The 19,594-nt window shown below is 60.0% G+C and carries 19 protein-coding genes; 13 read left to right on the top strand and 6 right to left on the bottom strand.

Translation table 11 applies throughout. The annotated features are described in order from the left end of the window. Positions 1-47: 47 nt before the first annotated feature. Genes ACR0K1_RS08315 through ACR0K1_RS08305 form a run of 3 tightly spaced genes read left to right on the top strand, consistent with a single transcriptional unit; the run spans position 48 to position 3,282 of the window. Complete coding sequence (locus tag ACR0K1_RS08315) at positions 48-1,100, top strand: ABC transporter substrate-binding protein (RefSeq protein WP_480849881.1); 1,053 nt, start codon at positions 48-50, stop codon at positions 1,098-1,100. A 60-nt stretch (positions 1,101-1,160) separates the two neighbouring features. Further along, positions 1,161-2,414, top strand: coding sequence for an ABC transporter permease (locus ACR0K1_RS08310; protein ID WP_480849879.1), 1,254 nt, complete (start codon positions 1,161-1,163; stop codon positions 2,412-2,414). A gap of 4 nt (positions 2,415-2,418) precedes the next feature. Continuing rightward, positions 2,419-3,282, top strand: a complete 864-nt coding sequence (locus ACR0K1_RS08305; RefSeq protein ID WP_480849877.1) for an ABC transporter permease — start codon at positions 2,419-2,421, stop codon at positions 3,280-3,282. A gap of 7 nt (positions 3,283-3,289) precedes the next feature. Here ACR0K1_RS08305 and ACR0K1_RS08300 read toward each other — a convergent pair whose 3' ends face one another. Next, on the bottom strand, positions 3,290-3,769 hold the full coding sequence (locus ACR0K1_RS08300) for an Lrp/AsnC family transcriptional regulator (RefSeq protein WP_480849875.1): 480 nt from the start codon (positions 3,767-3,769) through the stop codon (positions 3,290-3,292). A gap of 87 nt (positions 3,770-3,856) precedes the next feature. Between ACR0K1_RS08300 and ACR0K1_RS08295 the strand changes: the two genes are divergently transcribed. Both ACR0K1_RS08295 and ACR0K1_RS08290 read left to right on the top strand, forming a co-directional pair. Then, positions 3,857-4,867 (top strand): pyridoxal-phosphate dependent enzyme, encoded by a 1,011-nt coding sequence (locus tag ACR0K1_RS08295; protein WP_480849873.1) that lies wholly within the window; start codon positions 3,857-3,859, stop codon positions 4,865-4,867. Next, on the top strand, positions 4,860-5,984 hold the full coding sequence (locus ACR0K1_RS08290) for an amidohydrolase (RefSeq protein WP_480849870.1): 1,125 nt from the start codon (positions 4,860-4,862) through the stop codon (positions 5,982-5,984). The genes ACR0K1_RS08295 and ACR0K1_RS08290 overlap by 8 nt, the downstream gene beginning before the upstream one ends. 129 nt (positions 5,985-6,113) lie before the next feature. On the opposite strand, the gene ACR0K1_RS08285 is transcribed toward ACR0K1_RS08290, so the two are convergent. After that, complete coding sequence (locus ACR0K1_RS08285; protein ID WP_480849868.1) at positions 6,114-7,079, bottom strand: chymotrypsin family serine protease; 966 nt, start codon at positions 7,077-7,079, stop codon at positions 6,114-6,116. A gap of 248 nt (positions 7,080-7,327) precedes the next feature. Between ACR0K1_RS08285 and ACR0K1_RS08280 the strand changes: the two genes are divergently transcribed. Next, complete coding sequence (locus tag ACR0K1_RS08280; protein WP_480849866.1) at positions 7,328-7,981, top strand: hypothetical protein; 654 nt, start codon at positions 7,328-7,330, stop codon at positions 7,979-7,981. Between the two features lie 33 nt (positions 7,982-8,014). Here ACR0K1_RS08280 and ACR0K1_RS08275 read toward each other — a convergent pair whose 3' ends face one another. Both ACR0K1_RS08275 and ACR0K1_RS08270 read right to left on the bottom strand, forming a co-directional pair. Beyond that, on the bottom strand, positions 8,015-8,725 hold the full coding sequence (locus tag ACR0K1_RS08275; RefSeq protein ID WP_480849864.1) for an aspartate/glutamate racemase family protein: 711 nt from the start codon (positions 8,723-8,725) through the stop codon (positions 8,015-8,017). Then, the gene (locus ACR0K1_RS08270; protein ID WP_480849862.1) at positions 8,722-9,426 is read right to left on the bottom strand and encodes a GntR family transcriptional regulator; all 705 of its coding nucleotides are present in this window, start codon (positions 9,424-9,426) and stop codon (positions 8,722-8,724) included. The genes ACR0K1_RS08275 and ACR0K1_RS08270 overlap by 4 nt, the downstream gene beginning before the upstream one ends. A gap of 112 nt (positions 9,427-9,538) precedes the next feature. On the opposite strand from ACR0K1_RS08270, the gene ACR0K1_RS08265 reads away from it, so the two are divergent. Next, on the top strand, positions 9,539-11,233 hold the full coding sequence (locus ACR0K1_RS08265; protein ID WP_480849860.1) for a thiamine pyrophosphate-binding protein: 1,695 nt from the start codon (positions 9,539-9,541) through the stop codon (positions 11,231-11,233). On the opposite strand, the gene ACR0K1_RS08260 is transcribed toward ACR0K1_RS08265, so the two are convergent. Further along, positions 11,194-12,114 (bottom strand): LysR family transcriptional regulator, encoded by a 921-nt coding sequence (locus ACR0K1_RS08260; protein WP_480849858.1) that lies wholly within the window; start codon positions 12,112-12,114, stop codon positions 11,194-11,196. The two genes, ACR0K1_RS08265 and ACR0K1_RS08260, sit on opposite strands and share 40 nt — an antisense overlap. Positions 12,115-12,210: 96 nt before the next feature. Between ACR0K1_RS08260 and ACR0K1_RS08255 the strand changes: the two genes are divergently transcribed. The 6 genes from ACR0K1_RS08255 to ACR0K1_RS08230 all read left to right on the top strand — a co-directional run bounded on the left by ACR0K1_RS08255 (position 12,211) and on the right by ACR0K1_RS08230 (position 18,468). Then, positions 12,211-13,344, top strand: coding sequence for an enolase C-terminal domain-like protein (locus ACR0K1_RS08255; RefSeq protein WP_480849856.1), 1,134 nt, complete (start codon positions 12,211-12,213; stop codon positions 13,342-13,344). Continuing rightward, entirely contained in the window at positions 13,341-14,591 is a 1,251-nt protein-coding gene (locus ACR0K1_RS08250) for an NAD(P)/FAD-dependent oxidoreductase (RefSeq protein WP_480849854.1), read from the top strand. The genes ACR0K1_RS08255 and ACR0K1_RS08250 overlap by 4 nt, the downstream gene beginning before the upstream one ends. Positions 14,592-14,643: 52 nt before the next feature. Beyond that, on the top strand, positions 14,644-15,621 hold the full coding sequence (locus tag ACR0K1_RS08245) for a TRAP transporter substrate-binding protein (RefSeq protein WP_480849852.1): 978 nt from the start codon (positions 14,644-14,646) through the stop codon (positions 15,619-15,621). A 67-nt stretch (positions 15,622-15,688) separates the two neighbouring features. Then, positions 15,689-16,222, top strand: a complete 534-nt coding sequence (locus ACR0K1_RS08240) for a TRAP transporter small permease (protein ID WP_480849850.1) — start codon at positions 15,689-15,691, stop codon at positions 16,220-16,222. Positions 16,223-16,226: 4 nt separating this feature from the next. After that, positions 16,227-17,540 (top strand): TRAP transporter large permease, encoded by a 1,314-nt coding sequence (locus ACR0K1_RS08235; RefSeq protein WP_480609688.1) that lies wholly within the window; start codon positions 16,227-16,229, stop codon positions 17,538-17,540. A 10-nt stretch (positions 17,541-17,550) separates the two neighbouring features. Then, positions 17,551-18,468, top strand: coding sequence for a hypothetical protein (locus tag ACR0K1_RS08230; protein ID WP_480849847.1), 918 nt, complete (start codon positions 17,551-17,553; stop codon positions 18,466-18,468). A 32-nt stretch (positions 18,469-18,500) separates the two neighbouring features. Here ACR0K1_RS08230 and ACR0K1_RS08225 read toward each other — a convergent pair whose 3' ends face one another. Continuing rightward, a complete protein-coding gene (locus tag ACR0K1_RS08225) occupies positions 18,501-19,532 on the bottom strand; it encodes an NADP-dependent oxidoreductase (RefSeq protein WP_480849845.1) in 1,032 nt (343 codons plus the stop codon). Positions 19,533-19,594: the final 62 nt, after the last annotated feature.

The raw sequence follows: 19,594 nt of genomic DNA, 5'->3' as shown, positions 1-19,594 counted from the left end.
TACAGGGAAGGCGGGACCCAAATCTCCCGCGACAATAGGAGGTGAAAGTGATTAGAAAATCTGAATTGCTCACATGCGCTGCCGCTCTGGCACTGGCGGCATCAGGTGCCGCAGCGCAGGACCTGACCGTCACGTCGTTCGGTGGTGCCTATGGGGCCGCGCAGCAAGAGCACATGATCGACCCCTACATGGCCGAGAGCGGCGTCAATGTCCTGTTCGAGGATTACGGCGGCGGCGTGGCCGAAATGAAGGCGCAAAGCGAATCCGGCAACGTTCAGTGGGATGTCGTCGATATCGAGGTGATCGACCTCGAACGCGCGTGCTCGGAAGGCTATCTTGAGGTCATCGATCACTCGATTCTGCCAGCCGGTGACGACGGCACGCCTGCGGCGGATGACTTCATCCCCGAGGCGCTGCACGAATGCGGTGTCGGCAACATCGTCTGGACCATCATCTTTGCCTATGAAAACGATGCTTATGCCGACGGGCCTAAGACGATTGCCGATTTCTTCGACACCGAAGCCTTCCCGGGCAAGCGCGGTCTACGCAAACGTCCGCAGGTGAATATGGAATGGGCCCTACTGGCCGATGGCGTCGCACCTGATCAGGTCTACGACGTCCTGGCCACCGACGAGGGCCAGGCGCAAGCCTTTGCCAAGCTCGACACCATCAAGGACGATATCGTCTGGTATGATAGCTGGTCGCAGGCGCCCGTTCTGTTGAACGACGGCGGTGCGCAGATGGTGCAGTCGGCCAATGGCCGCATCTTTGCTGCCATCAAGGAGGAAAGCGCGCCCTTCACAATGGTCTGGGACAGCCATGTCTATGACCTTGACGTGTGGTCGATCATGAAAGGCACGGATCAGCTGGACACGGCGCTGGAGTTCGTCAAGTTCGCAACCCAGACCGTGCCGCTGTCGGGCATGCAGGACGTGGCCTACGGCCCGACCCGCAAGTCCGCGCAGGCGCTTCTGCCCGAAGACGTCAAGCAGGACCTGCCGACGGCGCACCTCGACAAAGGGGTCAAGGCTGACGGTATTTTCTGGGCCGACTATGGCGAGTCGCTGGGCGAGAAGTTCAACGAATGGCTGCTGCAGTAAGCCTGTGACACCTGCCTGTGCCGGTTGCCCGGCGCAGGCATTTTGACCGGAGATAAGCATTTGCCCGAGGCCACAGGCACAGTTTCAGAGGGTTTGAGCCGCGAAGACGCCCGCAACGCCGCGCGCGAATACCGGGCACGCCGCCGACGGGCGTTTATGTTCGTTGTGCCGCTGCTGGCCTTTATCGGCTTTTCTTTCGTCGCGCCGATTGCTTCGATGCTGTATCGCGGCGTCTACAATCCAACGGTTGCCAGTCTGGTTCCCGACACCCTTGCGCCGCTTGCCGATTGGGACGGTCAGGCGCGACCGGACGACGAGATACTCAATACCTTCGCCACCGACCTCAAGCGGCTTGCCAATGACCGCACATCCGGCCAACTGGCCGAAGAGGTGAACCGCGCCCTTCCCGGATCGTCCAGCGTCATCAAGTCCACCGCCCGCAAGCTGCGCCGGGCCGAGGACAGCGAACTGGCCAGTAACGGCTCCGCGATTCTGACTGAGGCCAATGCCAAATGGGGTGAACCCGAAATCTGGCAGGCGCTGAAGAAAACCGGTCAGGTCTATACCGCCGGATATTACCTTACGGCGCTTGATCTGGAAAACGACCCCGACGGCGGCATCCAGCGCCGCGAGACGCAGATATATGTCAAACTCTATGGCAAAACGCTCTGGATGGCGCTGATCATCACCATCCTGACCGTCGTTCTGGGCTATCCGCTGGCCTATTTCATGGCCAACAGTTCCAGCGGAACCGCGAACCTTTTGATGGTCTTTGTCCTGTTGCCCTTTTGGACATCGCTTCTTGTGCGGACAACCGCCTGGATCGCCCTGCTGCAAACGAACGGAGTGGTCAACTCTACCCTGCTTGCCCTGGGCCTGACCGATGCGCCGCTTGAGATGCTGTATACGCAGTTCTCGACCATAATCGCGATGACGCACATCCTGCTGCCCTTCATGATCCTGCCGCTCTATTCGGTCATGCGCGGCATCGACCCCAGCTATATGCGCGCGGCGATGTCGATGGGCAGCCCGCCAATTGCCGCGTTCCTTCGCATCTATCTACCGATGAGCTTGCCGGGCCTGTCGGCGGGCGCGCTACTGGTTTTCATTATCTCGGTCGGCTATTACATCACGCCGGCTCTGGTCGGCGGCACGGACGGCCAGATGATCTCGAACATCATTGCCTTCCACATGCAGCAATCGAACAACTGGGAACTTGCAGCCGCGTTGGGCTCGCTTCTGCTGTTCCTGATCCTTGCGCTTTACTGGCTTTATGACCGGTTCGTGGGCGCGGGCAACATCAAGCTGGGTTAAGGCGATGCGGAAGTTCCCAGAGTATTTCACCTTTTGGCACATCGCCGGGCACTATGTTTTGCGCTTTTCGGCCTATCTGGTGCTTGTATTTCTGATGCTGCCCATTCTGGTCATCGTGCCCCTGTCCTTTAATGCCGAGCCGTTCTTTACCTTCACCGAAGGCATGCTCTCGCTCGACCCCGAGGCTTATTCCCTGCGCTGGTATCAGGCCATCGCCGAGGATCAGAAATGGACGCTGGCGATCTGGAACAGTTTCGTGGTCGGCATCGCTGCCGCGATTTTGGCGACGGTGCTGGGCACGCTGGCAGCGGTTGGTCTTGCGTCGCCCTGGATGCCGTTCAAACGCCTGATCACCGCGCTGCTTCTGTCGCCCATGATCGTGCCGCTGATCATCATCGCGGCTGGCATGTTCTTTTTCTACACGAATTTCAATCTGGTCAGCACCTATGCAGGTCTGATCATCGCTCACGCCGCGCTTGGCGTACCGTTTGTCATCATCACCGTCACCGCAACGCTGACCGGCTTTGATCGATCTTTGTTCAGCGCGGGCCTCAGCCTGGGGGCTTCGCCGGTAAAGGTGTTCTTCGATGTGGTCATACCGATCATCCGGCCCGGCGTGATCTCGGGGGGGCTATTTGCGTTTGTGACATCGTTTGATGAGGTTGTTCTGGTGTTGTTTCTGGCCGGTCCCGAACAACGCACAATACCCCGTCAGATGTTCTCGGGTCTCCGGGAACAGATCAACCCGACGATCCTTGCGGTGGCGACACTGTTGGTGCTTTTGTCCATCGCGCTGTTGGCAACGCTCGAATTGCTGCGCCGCAGGTCCGAACGCTTGAGGGGGGCCTTTCAGGCGGACGCGGCCTGACACGGCTTCAGTTTTGTCCGTCCGGGTCGCCAACGGGAACACCCAAACCGACTTTCTTTCGCCCCATCACAACGGATGTCCGAAAGCGACGGACGTTTGAATTGTCGAAGAACAGCCGCTGCGTAAGTTCCTGAAAGTCGTCCATATCCTTTGCGGTGCACACCAGACAGAAATCGGCGTCCCCGGTGATGTAATAGCACTGCTGGACCATGGGTTCAGACTGCACCTGGCGCGAAAACGCGTCGATCTGATCCTGACGTTCGCGTTCCAGTTCGACCATGACAATGAAACTCATCGCAACGCCCAGCTTTTTGGGGTCGACGATCGCCACTTCGGAAAGAATAGCCCCCGAGGTTCTGAGCGCTTTCAGCCGCCGTTGGACGGATGCAACGGACAGGCCTGTTTCGGACGCCAAAGCTTCAAGGCCCATTTTCGCGTCGGTTTGCATCAGTTGAAGCAGGTTTCGGTCGAACTGATCGAGTTTCACGAGTTTTCCTTATGATTTGAGAAAGTTTCCCAAAAATTTAGCCAAATTGACCATAAATGATCAAACTTTAAACGTAAATCTCTTCCTATGGAAAACTCTGTCAAACTCGACGTTGCAAAGCCGCTGGCATTGCTGGCTGAATGCCCCGCCTACAGGCCCAGCCCCTTGGAAACCTGCGGTTTTCGGGGGCGGTCAATACTGATCAAGGATGAAACCAACCGCATGGGCCTTGGCGCGTTCAAGGCGCTGGGCGGGGTTTATGCGGTCGCCAAGCTGATCGAAGCGCGCGTTGGTCGCCCGTTGGAAGCCAGCGCCTTTCTGGATGATCCCGTAAGGGAAACTGCCCGCGCGATGACCTTTGTCTGCGCCAGTGCTGGCAATCACGGCATGGCCGTGGCCGCTGGCGCGCGCCTGTTTGGCGCAAAGGCGCGCATTCATCTTGCCGAAACGGTGCCCGAGGACTTTGCCATTCGTCTGCGGGACAAGGGAGCCGAGGTTGTACGATCCGGCGAAGACTACGAGGCAAGCGTAGCAGCAGCCATTGCCGATGCCGAGGCAAGCGGGGCCATCCACCTCGCCGACGGGTCCTGGCCGGGATACACCGAACCGCCCCGGCTGGTGATGGAAGGTTACACCGTCATCGCCGAAGAAATACGCCACAAGCTAAAGGGCGCGGGGACCTGGCCCAGCCATGTGTATTTGCAGGCAGGCGTTGGCGGGCTGGCTGCGGCGGTCGCTTACATGATCCGGTCGAACTGTCCGGTTCAGCCTAAGATGATCGTCGTCGAACCGGACGCCGCCCCGTGCCTCAAAGAAAGCGCGCGGGCCGGAGGGATCGTGACCGTCGACGGCCCGGTGTCGCACATGGGGCGTCTGGATTGCAAAACGCCATCCATGCTGGCTTTGGATATTCTGAAACACTGTGCCGACGATTGGGTGACGATCAGTGATCAGCAGGCTCTGGCCGCTGTTGAGTACGCGCGTGAATTGGGGTTTTCCACCACGCCCTCCGGGGCGGCAGGTCTGGCAGCCTGCTTGACGGATCAGGCGGAATTGCCGTTGATTATCCTGTCTGAAGGAAGTGTGTCCGATGCTTGACCTGACCGCATTTCGCCGTGATCTGCATGCCCACCCGGAAACCGGCTTTGATCTTGACCGGACCCCGCATCTAATCGCAACAGAGCTGGAACGCGCAGGGCTGGAAGTTGCCCGTGGCGTAGGCCGGTCGGGTATCGTTGCCACCTTGCGCCGCGGTCCCGAGGACACCGCAATCGGCTTGCGTGCCGATATGGACGCGTTGCCGATTCAGGAAGCGACCAACTTGCCCTATCGCTCGCAAACAGACGGCAAGTTTCACGGATGCGGTCACGATGGCCACAGCACCATGCTGCTCGGGGCCGCGCTGGAACTCGCCGCAGACACAGCTTTCAAACGCACCGTTCATTTTATCTTTCAGCCGGATGAAGAGAACGGAAACGGGGCCGCTGCGATGATCGCGGATGGATTGTTCGACCGCTTTCCCATGGCCGCGATCTTTGGCCTGCACAATTTGCCGGGAATGGAGCTTGGCCATTTCGCCACGCAAGCAGGCCCGTTCTGCGCGTTCGAGGATAATTTCGAAATCCGCATTCAAGGTCGGGGCGGACACGCTTCGATGCCGGAGGCAGGTATTGATCCGATAGTGACAGGGTCCGCGATTGTGCAGCAGTTGCAGTCGATCGTCTCACGCTCGCTTTCCCCCCGTGAACACGCAGTGGTTTCCGTCACCGAGTTTCTGACCGATGGCGCGCGGAATATCCTGCCGAGCAACGTCACCCTGCGTGGGGATTGCCGTGGGTTCTCTGACGATGTTTCTGCATCAATCGAACGCAGAATGCGCGCTATCGTGGCCGGCGTCTGTGCCGCGCAAGGGGCCGAGGCGCAAGTCGACTACTCGACGTCCTTCCGGCCTCTGGTCAACGATGCCGCAGCCACCGACCTGATCGCGAAAGCGGCCAGCGATGTCGGCCGTGTCGACGCCAATTACGGACGGGTGGGGTTCTCAGAGGATTTTGCCGAGTTTCTTGCCCATCGTCCGGGGGCAATCATCATGATGGGCAACGGGGTCGAGGGGAACAACGCCATGCCGCTTCACAACCCTTCCTACGATTTCAACGATGACGCGATCCATCACGGCATCGCGTTCTGGACCAACCTTGCGCGGCGGGAGTTTTGACCGCGAAGCTCCAGTCGGAAATTGCAGACACAATGCAGACACAATAATGTGTCGCACCGCCGCTTCCAGAGCGCCTGAACAAAGGCCCCCAACACTGCTGAGGGCCTTCGTCCTGTTCTGATCAGGAAATCAGCTGGTCGTCACCAATTCGACCCCAAGCGTGTTCTGAACGTCAAGCAGATGGTTGTGGATCGTGATAATGGGCGAACCCGCAAACAGCAGTCCGACCCCATTCAGATCAAAGTCCATCAGCAAGCTGCCAGAGTCTCCGCCTGCCGCCATTGCCGTCGTCAGGATCTGGTGGCGGAAGGTCGCAACACCTGCGCCGCCGAACCCGACCTGAACCGTTGCATTAGTCGCCAGAACCACTCCGGCGGTCACTTCCGTTGTGCGGCCAACTTTCAGGACGTTCAAAAGCGGGAAGGCCTGACCAACCCCGGTCGGGGCCGCAGCGCCAAGGATCGACGCCGTGACATTACGGCTGTCGGTCGGGCGCGCCACCGCAGCATCGACAAGATTGTACCCGCTTGCGCCAAACACAATCTCTTCGGTCCGCTCGAACGTTGCCACCATGTCCGAGGGGAACAGACCGCCATCCACCGGCCCCGGCTGCAGGATCTTGTCGCCCGGGCGGGCCTGATTGACATCCGCCAGAACGTGGTTGTTGGACAGGATCAGATAGTCGCTTTCGCAGTCTTGACGATACCCGTCGCAGTCACACCCTTTCTCGACTTTGCAACAGCACCGCCGCACGTCCCGGACCAGAGCACCGAACGTGCCGGCCGAGATATTGTAATGCCCGATGCTGTAGCCGGGCAAAGCTGGCCGGACCTTTGCGTTGAACGCAAGCGCCTCGATCTCGCCGACTTCTACGACATCGGTGGGCACGCCATCAATTCTCGAGGGCACTTTTGACGCCTTGTCGAGATTTGCCGACTTTTGTTTTGCGGTGACGTAGACGGTCAGGGTGCTTTGATCCCCCGGATTTCCGCCCTTGACCTTTTTCGAAGCGGCAACGCCGACCACGTTATCCATCGCCAAAAGCTCGGCCTCGTGCTTGTCCTGCACTTCCGCAATACGAGCGATATCACCCATCGCGGCCAGACTTTGTTCATTAGGTGCGCCCTGCTGCTGCTTTGCAAACGCAGTCCACGAATCTGCAGATTTCTGACCGGTTTTCTGTTGAGCACTTGTCCATTTTGAAAGATTTTTGGGCATAATTTACTCCTAAAAATGAAGTTCTTCTGAGAAAATACACGCTCCGTCCCGACCTGAAAAAAGGTCACGGAAGTTTCGTCATTGAATGAGTGGAGCGAGATTCAAGTATAGCAGAAACAACCATAATGCGAAACAGCGGCCACGCTGTCTTGGCGGCAATCCGCCAAGGTGACGAGGCATGCCAGGCCAAGCTCTGGTTGTTTTCTAAGGCGGCGAACTTATATTTGAAAGCCAGAGTAGGGTACGCTTGGGTCGATCAACGGGTTGGCGTCTCCTCAACTGACTTGGGAAAGCATGGTAAGATGATTGCCCAGATTTTGATCGTTGCCATCAGCAACGCGTTTACCGTTTCACCGGCAGATTCCAGCGCAAACGGTTTTCATCTTATTTCCGTTTTGGAGGGGCCAATGACAAAGACACCGGGACCAAATTGGTCAGAAGATCAGATTGCCGCCGGACGCCAATTCGCGGACGGATGGCGGAAATTTGCCGCGGCAAGCGACGCGACACAGCCGCTTGCCGAGGATCGAGCAAAAGTTGCAGGCGTTCTGGCCCGGCACGAGGCCGAGTTGATGGGTTATCCGCATGTGGTGGCCGTGGCGGATGGTGTCTGCCGTGAAGACGATGGCCCGGCTGGTGCGGCCTGTATCGTTATCTACGTCGAAAAAATGGTGGATCAGGAGGAACTGAGCGAAGACGAGCGGTTTCCGGAAGAGATTGAAGGCGTCAGGGTGGAGGTGGTCGAGGTCGGGCAAATCAATGCCCTTCCTTTGGAGTAAAGGCCGGAAGCAAGCCGAACTAACGGTGTCGCTCTAGTACGTCGGGGGCGTCAGTCCCGCCTGAAACCAGCTGACAAGTGACACCATCGAATAAACCGGCAGGCCTGTTGCCTGCTGAATATCCGCCGCATAGGGGCACATATTCGTGCATTCCAGAACAATCGCGCCCAGATCGGGGTGGTTTGACTGCAGGTCAAGGGCAGCCTCGATATTGTCGGCGCGGGCTTTGTCCACATCCAGCGACATCTCATTTCCCAGAATGGCCCGGGTGAATTCATGGCCGCCTTCGGTGGTGCCGATCGGCGTGCCCGGCGGTACCTGCGCCGCCTGCAAGTGATCCCCGGTCAGCGTTGAGGCCGAGATCGTCAGAATACCTGCCCGTTTGCCCGCCGGAAGCGTCCGGTTCACCATGTCGACCTGCATCAGCGAGGATGTGACGACCGGAACCGGAACGGCGCTGGCCAGTTCCTGCTGGAAAAGTGACAGGAACCCACAATTGGTGGTGATACCATCCGCTCCATCTTTGACCAGCTCTTGGGCGGCATCGATGAACGCCTCCAGCATGCCTTCGGCCTTATGGCGCACAACCCTGTCGGGTGAGGCGTCGCGGACAATGCGATAGAGAACCGGGAACGGCCATGTCAGCGCGTTGCCCATGTCACCCGGGATGCGGGGAAACCGGGCGTCCAGCATGAGGATGCCGACAGACGCGCCGTAGATGGATTTTCCGCCCTGCGCGATCATGCCTGCGCCTCCTCGATGATGCGGGTCGAGATGACTTCGGACCCTTCCATGTAGATGCTGGAGATGCCTTGCCGCACGGCGTCCTGCACCTGATCCATCCGTTTGGCGATATGGGCGCCCAGAATGCGCGTGGCCTCATCCGCGTCGCGGTTCAGAAGGGCCTGCATGACCTGTTTGTGCTCGTCTTTCGAGCGGTGCAGTCTGTCCAGGCTCATCGAGATCCAGCGGATATAGCGGATGCGTTCGTTGATCCGGGTCAGGGTCTGCAAAAGCTCTGAATTGCCAGTGAGTTTTGCGATGCCCAGATGGAATGCTTCATCTCGGTTGACGGCGTCCTCGACGGTCAGACCGGTGATGTCGATCCCGGTTGCATAAAGGTCATCCCGCAGTGACTGCAGGTCGTCGTCCGAGGCTTTGGCACAGGCGGCGCGGACAGCCGCGACCTCGATAATCTGGCGCAGTTCGAACAGGTCAAACACGCTTTGCGCATCCAGCGGTCGGCAAAAGAAGCCTTGGCCGGGACGGAAATCGAACAGCCGCTCGGCGACCAGCCGGTTCAGCGCCTCGCGCAGGGGGGTGCGGCTGACGCCCAGCTCTTTTGACAACGCCACTTCATTCAGGCGGTCGCCGGGGCGCAGACGGAATGAGACCGCCATCGCCTTGACCTGATCATAGATGTCATCGACGCGCGGGCCCGCCATGAGTTCTGTCCTTTCGGTTGCGATCCACAGGTGCCACAAGCAGTTCTTGAAATCAATATACAAAACTGTATACAGGCTTGTGTGCAGAATTGATCCAAAGGAATCGCAAGCCATGACAGGAACGAATTATCTGACCGGAGCCGAGGCGATGGTGCGTATGCTTGAAGCGCATGGCGTGACCCATATGTTCGGCCTGTGCGGTGATACCACGCTGCCGTTCTATGATGCGCTGGCGCGGATGGATCATGGCATTCAGCATTTCCTGACACGGGACGAACGGCACGCGGCCTATATGGCCGATGGCTATGCCCGCGTGACCGGCAAGCCGGGGGTTTGCGAGGGGCCGTCCGGGGGTGGGGCGACTTACATTCTGCCGGGGGTGGTCGAGGCCAATGAAAGCTCTGTTCCGATTCTGGCGATCACCTCTGACGTGGCGACGACCAGCCGCGGGAAGTATCCGCTGACCGAGTTAGACCAACCGGCGCTATTCCGACCTCTTGCCAAGTGGAACGCATCGCTGGATGACGCGACACGGTTGCCGGCGATGGTCCGCGCCGCGTTCCGGGCGATGACAACCGGCACACCGGGCGCGACCCATCTGGCGCTGCCGTTTGACACGCAGAAGGCCCAGGTGGACGAGGCCGAGATCTGGGCCGATGCGCGCCATCGCAGCTATCCGGCGGAACGCGCCGGACCGGACATGGATGCCGTTGAGGCAGCGGCAGAGATACTGGCCAAGTCAAAATCCGCCGTGGCCGTCTGTGGTGGCGGGCCGGTTCTGTCCGGTGCCGAAGGCGCGCTGCGCCACGTTGCCAGCTTGTTGGACATGCCCGTTGCCACCACCGTCTCGGGGCAGGGATCGATTGCCGAGACCGACCCGCTTTCCCTGGGTGTCGTCGGATCGAACGGAGGCGTCCCGGCAACCCGCGCCGTGGTGGATCAGGCCGATGTGGTCCTGTTTATCGGCTGCCGCGCCGGGTCCGTTACCACTGAACGGTGGCGCAGCCCCGGTCGCGACGCCACCATCATCCACATCGACAGCGACCCGATGGTGATAGGCGCGAATTATCAGACCCAGGTCGCCATCTGTGCCGATGCCCGTCTGGCGCTGGAAGCTCTGGCCGCAGCGCTTGAGGCACGACAGGATCTGCCAAGCCTCGGCGGTGCCGAGAAAGCGCGCGCGGCGTGGCAGGCCAAATTGGCCGCCTTCGCCGCGCTTGCCGCAAGCCGTGAGACTCCAATCCGGCCCGAGGCTGTTATGGCATCCCTGATGGATATCCTCGACGACGATGCGATTGTTGTCGCCGATCCCGGCACGCCTTGCCCCTATTTCAGCGCGCATTATCGCTGGCGCAAGCCGGGGCGGCATTTCATCACCAACCGGGCGCATGGGGCGTTGGGCTATTCGCTGGGGGCCGCGATGGGGGCGCATGTGGGGCGCCCGTCCGTCAAAACGCTGTCTGTCATGGGCGACGGGTCGTTCGGGTTCACCTGCGGCGAGTTCGAAACCATGGTGCGGCACAAAATGCCGATCACTTCGATCGTGTTCTCGAACTCGGTTTTCGGCTGGATCAAGGCCGGGCAGGAGGCCGGGTTCGGCCAGCGCTACTACAACGTCGATTTCAACCGCACCGACCACGCCGCCGTCGCCTCGGCCTTCGGCGTCAAGTCATGGACGGTCAAAGACCCCGAGGATCTGCCCAAGGTTCTGAAACAGGCCATCGAACATGACGGTCCCACGTTGGTCGACATCCATTCGCAACAGCTTCACGAAGCGGCTGCGCCGGTCTCGGAATGGGTGGCGTAAGCGGCGATTGACGGGGTCAGTTGCGCCAGAAACGCCTGCGCGATGGTCGAAAGGGGCCGCCCTTTGGCGGTGATGATGGCAAGGTCCAGCATCACCGCCGGACGGAACGGGCGGGTCTGATACCCGCTCTCTTCGTCAAAGGTGACGGTGAACGGGTCGATCATCGCAACGCCCATGCCCTGTTTGACGAAACTCAGCAGGTTTTCGGACAGGTGCGTGTGAATCTGGGTGCGCCATGCGCGCCCTGCGGTTTGGAATATGTCGCGGGTTCTCCGGTGGGTCTGATGCTCGGGGCCCATGACGATGAAGGGCTCGTGTTCCAGAATATCCGGGGTCAGCACATCGTGTTTCGCCAGCGGGCTGCCCTCGGGAAAGGTCGCCAGCGTTTCGAACTGAAACACCTGGTAGTTCAGCGTGTCATGCAGGATGGGCATCTCGACAATGCCGATCTCGAACAGACCCGAGATCACCCATTCCTGAATCTTGGACGAATACTGCGATTGAAAACTCACCGACAGGTTCGGGCGGCTTTTGGCAAAGCGCGCAATCTCGCGCGGCATGAAGCCGAAGGACAGCAGATGCGGCGCGGCCACCTGCAACTGACCCGGGTGCTTGTTCTGCAGGTCTGTGACCGCCTGCGCCACGTGATCCAGCCCGCGCACGACCGTATCGACCTCTCGGTACAGCAACTCGGCCTCGGGCGTCGGCAGCAGACGGCCCTTGTTGCGTTCGAACAGCGGCAACCGCGCTTCGCGTTCCAACTGTGCCAGCAGGTTGCTGATCCCCGGTTGCGAAATACCCAGAACCGAGGCCGCGCCGGTCACGGTTCCGGTCTCCATGATGGCGTGAAAGGCCTGTAGCTGGCGAAATCGTAGGGACATCGTTGGGCATCATTTTTTCTGATGAACTCTCAAAGATATAGTATTTGAAATGATATACCGGTCAAGGCAGGCTTGCTTTCGTCAACTGGGGGCGAAATGAGCGGTCTGGACCAGAAAATCATCGGGTTTGATCTGTGGCACCTGAAACTGCCGGTCACGTCGCGGCGGGATCATGGCATTGGCTCGGTTGAAGGGGCCTGTGAGATTGTCGTCCTGCGTCTTACGGCAGAGGGCGGGGCGGAAGGGTTCGGAGAGGCCTCGCCCTGGTCGGTGTTTACCGGCACGCCTGAAGCCACTTATGCCGCGCTGGACCGCTATCTGCGCCCGCTTGTGATGGGCGCAAGGGTCGGGGATCGGTCGGCGATCATGGCGCGTGCCGCCTATGCGGTGGCCCATTGCACCGAAGCCAAGGCGGCGCTTGAAACCGCGCTGCTGGATCTTGCCGGGCGGATCAGCGGTGTGCCGGTGTGGTCCCTGCTGGGGGGCCGGTGTCGTGATACGATTCCGCTGAGCTGTTCCATCGCGAACCCGGATTTCGCGCAGGATGTCGACCTGCTGGCGCGGTTGCAGGAGGATGGTGTCCGGATCGTCAAACTCAAGACCGGGTTCAGGGATCATGCGTTTGATATCATGCGGTTAGAGCATCTTGCTCAGAACTACCCCGAGTTCTCGGTGCGGGTGGATTATAACCAAGGGCTTGGTATCGAAGAGGCTGCGGCGCAGGTGCGGGATGTGGCTCAGTTCAACCCGGACTTCATCGAACAGCCGGTGCGCGCGCATCATTTCGGGATGATGGCAAGGCTGCGGCAGATGATCGATGTGCCGCTTTTGGCGGATGAAAGCGTCTTTAGCCCCGAAGATATGGAGCGCGCCGCCCGCGAAGGGATTTGCGACGGCGTGTCGGTGAAAATCATGAAATCCGGCGGCCTGACGCGCGGCCAGACGGTTGCGCGCATCGCGGCGGCGCATGGGCTGACGGCCTATGGCGGCGACATGTTCGAGGCCGGTCTGGCGCATCTGGCAGGCACCCATATGATCGCCGCAACGCCGGAAATCACGCTGGGGTGCGAGTTTTATCAGGCGTCGTATTTTCTGCAGGAAGATATTCTGGAAGACCCCTTCCAAATCCGCGATGGGCAGGTGGTCGTGCCCTCGGGCCCCGGTTTGGGCAGCAGGCTCGATGTGGCGAAACTGGATCATTACGCTGTGGCCAAGGCGGTGGCTGCATGAGCGACCGAAAGACCATAGCCATCATTGGGGCCGGTATCGTGGGCGTATCGGCGGCGGTCTGGCTGCAACGGGACGGCCATGACGTGATCCTGATCGACAAGGCCGGACCGGGTGAGGGCACATCGCACGGGAATGGCGGTGTTCTGGCCTCCTGTTCCATCGTGCCTGTGACGGTTCCGGGCCTGCTGGGCAAAGCGCCGAAAATGCTGTTTAACCCGTCTCAACCGTTGTTTCTGAAATGGGGCTATCTGCCGAAACTGATCCCGTGGCTGAGGCGATATCTGAGCCACGCCAACGCCGATGACGTCGCGCGGATCGCTGCCGCCCTTGCGCCCATCGTTGGCGACAGCCTGAACGATCACAAGGCTCTGGCCGCCGGCACAGGTGCCGAAACGTGGATCGTGCCGTCTGACTATCTGTTCCTCTACAACGACCGGGCGCATTTCGAAGGGGATGCGTTCGGCTGGGACATCCGGCGCAAGAACGGGTTTCAGTGGGACGAGTTGGAGGGCGAGGCATTTCACGACTACGACCCCGTTTTCAGCGAAGAGATCGGCTTTGCCGCCAGGCTGTCGGGCCATGGTCACATCACGGACCCCGGACGCTATGTGAAAGACCTCGCCGCCCATGTCGAAGCGAACGGAGGCCGGATCATCCGCGCCAGTGTCGAAGACGTGGCGCGCGAAAATGGCTGCGTAACCGGTGTGCGTACAAATGGCGAAACCATCCCCTGTGACACGGCGATCATAACCGCCGGGGTCTGGTCCGGGCCGTTGGCCAAACGGTTGGGAATTTCTGTTCCTCTGGAAAGCGAACGTGGCTATCATCTTGAATTGGTGGACCCTTCTGCGATGCCGCGCAGCCCGGTCATGGTGGCCTCGGGCAAGTTTGTTGCCACGCCCATGGACGGGCGGATACGTTTGGCGGGGATTGTGGAATTTGGCGGGCTGGATGCACCGCCTTCGCGCGCGCCCTTTGAGTTGATGCGCAAGAATGCCCGGACGGCCTTTCCGGGCGTGACATGGAAGGAGGAGGTAGAGTGGATGGGGCACAGGCCCGCACCGGCTGACTCGATCCCGATCATTGGCGATGTTCCGGGGGTTGATGGGGCGTATATGGGTTTTGGTCATCATCACATCGGCCTGACAGGCGGGCCGAAAACCGGGCGTCTTCTGGCGCAGATGATCGCGGGCAGAACCCCAAACACGGATATGAGCGTCTATGCGCCCTCACGTTTCGCAATATAACAACAGGCCGGTGGCAAACATCGGCGCTTTGAAATCAAACAGGGAGACTATGATGAAAAAACTGACACATCTTCTGGCAGCGACCGCTCTGACTGCCGCTGCAGCCGCACCTGCACTGGCCGAGAAATGGGACATGCCGATGGCCTATTCGGCGTCGAACTTCCATTCGGCCACGGGCGCAGAGTTTGCCAAATGCGTGACCACCGGCACGGGCGGCGAGATTGAAATTGTCACCCATCCGTCGGGCTCGCTGTTCAAAGGCGGTGACATCAAGCGCGCGATCCAGACCGGGCAGGCCCCGATTGGCGAACGTCTGCTGTCCGGCCACCAGAACGAAAACGCGCTGTTCGGGTTCGACTCGATCCCGTTTCTGGCGACTTCTTTCGACGACAGCGCCAAGCTGTGGGAGGCTGCGAAGCCTGCAATCGAAAAGCTGCTGGCCGAGCAGAACCTGACGCTGCTTTATGCCGTGCCATGGCCGCCGCAAGGCCTCTATTTCAAGAACGAGGTGAACTCGGTCGCTGACATGAAGGGCATCAAGTTCCGTTCGTACAACAACGCCACATCGCGTCTGGCCGAACTGACGGGGATGCTGCCCGTGACCATCGAAGCGGCTGAGATCAGTCAGGCCTTTGCCACCGGTGTCGCGGATTCGATGGTGTCTTCCGGGTCCACCGGATATGACCGTAAGGTCTGGGAAAGCCTGAACTATTTTTACGAAGTCGACGCCTGGCTGCCGCGCAATTACGTCATGGTGAACTCGGACGTCTGGTCGGGCGTGTCGGATGCCAACAAGAACGTCATCAAGGCCTGCTCGGAACTGGCCGAATACGCCGGCAACTGGCGCGCCAAGGAATACACCGGCTTCACCCTGCAGGGTCTGCGGGATGGCGGCATGACCGTTGGTCCGGCCTCGGATCAGATGGTGGGTGAGTTGAAGGAAATCGGCGTCACCATGACCAATGAATGGCTGGAAGCCGCCGGGGACGAAGGCAAGGCCATCGTCGACGCGTTCAATTCGTCACAGTAACGGCACATGCGGGCGGCGGGGTCCCTGCCGCCCGAAACCTGCACAATCATAACATAACGGGGACGGTATGGCGGTATTGCGAGGGCTTCGGTCCGTACTGGATTTCATCTATCTGGCAGCAGGGGTTCTGGCGGCGCTCAGCCTGATCGCCATCCTGTTGCTGATTGTCGTGCAGATGCTGGCCCGCTGGACCGGCGAGGTCTTTCCGGGCGCGCCCGACTATGCCGGATACGCGATGGCCGCCGCCTCGTTCCTTGCTTTTGCCAATGCCCTGAACCGGGGCAGCCATATCCGCGTCTCGATCCTGCTGAACGCGGTTCCGGATGGCGTCCGCCGCATCCTTGAAATCTGGTGTTTTGCCATCGGCACCGCCGTCATGTGGTATTTCTGCTGGTACGCCTACCGCTTCGTCTACTGGAGCTGGAAGTTCAACGATATCAGTCAGGGGCAGGACAAGACCGCCCTTTGGATACCGCAATCCGCCATGCTGATCGGGGCCGTGATCCTTGCCATCGCGCTGACCGATCACCTGTTCCATGTCCTGTTCAAGGGTGACCACCGGATAACCCGCGATCTGGCCGACCAGAGCCACGGAGAGTAAGCGCATGGAAAACCTGTCCGTCATCATCCTCTTCCTCTTTGTTCTTTTCACCCTTCTGGGCACCGGCGTCTGGGTCGGGCTGGCGCTGATGGGCGTCGCCTGGGTCGGGATGGAGTTGTTCACGACCCGCCCCGTCGGCGACGTGATGATCACCACCATCTGGTCGGCATCCTCATCCTGGACCTTGACCGCTTTGCCGATGTTCATCTGGATGGGCGAAATACTCTATCGAACGCGATTATCCGAGGACATGTTCAAGGGTCTGTCGCCCTGGATGGCGCCGCTGCCCGGTGGTCTGGTGCACACCAATATCGTGGGGTGCACGGTTTTTGCCGCCGTTTCAGGCTCTTCCGCCGCCACGCTGACCACGGTTGGCAAGATGTCGATCCCGGAATTGCGCAAGCGCAATTACCCCGAGCGGATGATCATCGGCACCCTTACAGGGGCGGCGACGCTGGGTCTGATGATCCCGCCGTCACTGACGCTGATCGTCTATGGGGTCACGATCAATGAATCGATCACCAAGCTGTTCTTTGCGGGCATCCTGCCGGGCCTCGTGCTGGCGGCGATGTTCATGGGTTATGTCGCGATCTACTCGAAGCTGGGAAAGGACTGGAACCCGAACAGCGAGGGCAAGCTGACCTTTTCCGAGAAGCTCAGGAACTCGCGTTTTCTGCTGCCGGTGATCCTGCTGATCATGGTGGTGATTGGATCGATGTATCTGGGCTATGCCACCGCGACCGAGGCCGCCGCCTTTGGCGTGATCGGCGGGTTGCTGCTGGCCGCAGGGCAGGGTTCACTGAACTGGAAGACCTTCACCGAAAGCCTGATGGGCGCGACCCGGACCAGCGCGATGATCGCCCTGATCCTTGCGGGTGCTGCATTCCTGTCGCTGTCGATGGGCTTCACCGGCCTGCCGCGGGGCTTGGCCGACCTAATTGCCGGGTGGGAGCTGACACGGTTCGAGCTGCTCATGGTCCTGCTGGTGTTCTACATCATTCTTGGCTGCTTCCTTGACGGGATTTCCTCGGTCGTGCTGACCATGGCCGTAGTCGAACCGATGATCCGCGAGGCCGGGATCGACCTGATCTGGTTCGGCATTTTCATCGTGGTTGTTGTCGAAATGGCTCAGATCACGCCGCCGATCGGGTTCAACCTGTTCGTGATGCAAGGCATGACCAACCACGAGATGAGCTATATCGCCCGCGCCGCGATCCCGATGTTCCTGATCATGGTGCTGATGGTCTTTATCCTGATCTGGTTCCCCGACCTCGCCACCTGGCTGCCCGAGAACCTGCGTCAGAGTCCCGGCGGGTAGGGCGGCGCCTGTGAACCCGCTGCTCTGGGCGGCGCGCAACGGCCCTTATGTCATGGTCTCAGGGCTTGTGGCCGGGTTGCTGCTGCCCGGGCTGGCCGAGCCGATGCTGCCCCTGTTGCCGCCGCTTGTGGTTCTGCTGCTGTTCGTGACCATTCTGCGGATGGAGCCCGCAGCCATTCTGGGATCGCTGGCCGATCTGCGTCAGGTCATGACTGCGGTGATCGCGTTTCAGCTTCTCACGCCGCTGGCCTTCATCGCGGTCGGGTTCGTCGGAGGATGGATAGGGACAGCGATCATCCTGTCAGTGCTGATCATGACCGCCGCGCCCTCCATCTCGGGCAGTCCGAACATGTGCATGATGATGGGCTACCCCGCCGAACATGCCATGCGTCTGGTCGTGGTCGGTACCGCCCTATTGCCGCTGACGGCATTGCCGATCTTCTGGCTGATGCCCGAGCTTGGCGATCTGAGGGCGGTTCTGAAGGCGGCATTCAATCTGTTTCTGACGATTTCCATCGTCACGCTGGTTGCCGTCAGCATCCGCCAGTCCGTACTGCGCAATCCATCGCAAAGAACGCTTTTGAAACTCGAAGGCGTCGCGACGATCACCTTGGCCGTTTTTGTCACTGGTCTGATGCCAGCGGTCAGCGCGGCGGCGCTGACCGATCCGTGGCGTGCCGGGTTCTGGATCGCTTTCGCCTGTCTGGTGAATTTCGGCGCTCAGATCGTCACCTTCCGACTGACACGCAATCGCTTGCCACCGGCCAGCGCGACCGCAGTGTCCGTGATCGCCGGAAACCGCAACGTCGCGCTTTTCTTCCTGGCCCTGCCGCCCGAGGCCACGGCACCGATCATGGTGTTCATCGGGGCCTACCAGATACCGATGTACCTGACGCCTCTGGTCATGCGCCGGATGTATCGCGCGTGATCAGGCGGCGTGCGGTTGGGGCCTTTGTCCAGTCAGTCAACTTTCACGACCATCTTGCCAAAGTTGCCACCGGCCAGCAGTTGATTGAAGGCTTCCGGGGCATTCTCCAACTCCTCAACCATATGTTCCTTGTAGTGTATTGACCCATCCGCCAGCCAGGCGGTCATGTCGCGGACAAACTCCTGATACACGTCGGCACCGAAATTGTCGTAGATGATGAACCCCTGCATTTTGACTTTCATCCGCAGGATCGTGCCCAGGATCGCTGGCCCCATGTCCGGGCCGTCCGGCAGGCCCGGCAAGTTGTACCACGATACAATGCCGCAGACAGGGACGCGCGCGAACGGGTTCAACAGCGGCAGCACCGCGTATAGCACCTTGCCCCCGACATTCTCGAAATACACGTCAATGCCATCCGGGCAGGCCGCGCGCAATTGTGTCGCCAGATCGTCGGAGCGGTGGTCCAGACAGGCGTCAAACCCAAGGTTCTCGACAACATGCGTGCATTTGTCCGAGCCGCCGGCGATGCCGACCACGTGGCACCCTTTGAGCTTTGCAATCTGCCCGACCGTTGCGCCAACCGGGCCTGCCGCAGCGGCCACGACAACCGTCTCGCCAGCCTTGGGCTCTCCGATTTTCAGCAAACCGGCATAGGCCGTGTATCCCGGCATGCCCAGAATGCCGAGCGACCATGACGGGTTGTCCGGGGATTTGCCCAGATTGACGACCTGCGTTCCGTCTGAGACGGCGTAGTCCTGCCACCCGCTTGGATTGAGCACGTAGTCTCCGGCCTCGTAGCCCTCGATGTTCGATTTCACCACCTGTCCCACGACCTGAGCTGTCATCACGCCGCCAATCGCAACCGGTTCAGCATAGGATTTGCCCTCATTCATGCGACCCCGCATGTAAGGGTCCAGCGACATATACACCGTTCGCACCAGCATCTCTGCCGGGCCGGGTTCGGGGATGTCCGTGGTTTCAAGACGCAGCGTATTTTCGTCCGGTTGTCCCTTGGGGCGTTCGGCCAGTACGAAACGACGGTTGGCGGTGGATGTCTGGGGCATTGTGACCTCGTGCAAAGCGGATGTCGTGCAGCAGAAACCGTATGCGGCCGGAGTGCAACCAA

It is taken from the genome of Ruegeria sp. F5, assembly GCF_056533845.1.
Note: the sequence above shows the minus strand (reverse complement) of the source record. Positions and strands in the feature narration are given on the sequence as shown.

What these genes read in the sequence shown, in the direction of transcription:
- ACR0K1_RS08265 (WP_480849860.1), top strand. Translation starts at nt 9,539, where the DNA reads ATGACAGGAACGAATTATCTGACCGGAGCCGAGGCGATGGTGCGTATG.
- ACR0K1_RS08280 (WP_480849866.1), top strand. Translation starts at nt 7,328, where the DNA reads ATGCGAAACAGCGGCCACGCTGTCTTGGCGGCAATCCGCCAAGGTGAC.
- ACR0K1_RS08235 (WP_480609688.1), top strand. Translation starts at nt 16,227, where the DNA reads ATGGAAAACCTGTCCGTCATCATCCTCTTCCTCTTTGTTCTTTTCACC.
- ACR0K1_RS08245 (WP_480849852.1), top strand. Translation starts at nt 14,644, where the DNA reads ATGAAAAAACTGACACATCTTCTGGCAGCGACCGCTCTGACTGCCGCT.
- ACR0K1_RS08250 (WP_480849854.1), top strand. Translation starts at nt 13,341, where the DNA reads ATGAGCGACCGAAAGACCATAGCCATCATTGGGGCCGGTATCGTGGGC.
- ACR0K1_RS08290 (WP_480849870.1), top strand. Translation starts at nt 4,860, where the DNA reads ATGCTTGACCTGACCGCATTTCGCCGTGATCTGCATGCCCACCCGGAA.
- ACR0K1_RS08255 (WP_480849856.1), top strand. Translation starts at nt 12,211, where the DNA reads ATGAGCGGTCTGGACCAGAAAATCATCGGGTTTGATCTGTGGCACCTG.
- ACR0K1_RS08285 (WP_480849868.1), bottom strand. Translation starts at nt 7,079, where the DNA reads ATGGGTGATATCGCTCGTATTGCGGAAGTGCAGGACAAGCACGAGGCC.
- ACR0K1_RS08270 (WP_480849862.1), bottom strand. Translation starts at nt 9,426, where the DNA reads ATGGCGGGCCCGCGCGTCGATGACATCTATGATCAGGTCAAGGCGATG.
- ACR0K1_RS08240 (WP_480849850.1), top strand. Translation starts at nt 15,689, where the DNA reads ATGGCGGTATTGCGAGGGCTTCGGTCCGTACTGGATTTCATCTATCTG.
- ACR0K1_RS08225 (WP_480849845.1), bottom strand. Translation starts at nt 19,532, where the DNA reads ATGCCCCAGACATCCACCGCCAACCGTCGTTTCGTACTGGCCGAACGC.
- ACR0K1_RS08305 (WP_480849877.1), top strand. Translation starts at nt 2,419, where the DNA reads ATGCGGAAGTTCCCAGAGTATTTCACCTTTTGGCACATCGCCGGGCAC.
- ACR0K1_RS08275 (WP_480849864.1), bottom strand. Translation starts at nt 8,725, where the DNA reads ATGATCGCGCAGGGCGGAAAATCCATCTACGGCGCGTCTGTCGGCATC.
- ACR0K1_RS08260 (WP_480849858.1), bottom strand. Translation starts at nt 12,114, where the DNA reads ATGTCCCTACGATTTCGCCAGCTACAGGCCTTTCACGCCATCATGGAG.
- ACR0K1_RS08295 (WP_480849873.1), top strand. Translation starts at nt 3,857, where the DNA reads ATGGAAAACTCTGTCAAACTCGACGTTGCAAAGCCGCTGGCATTGCTG.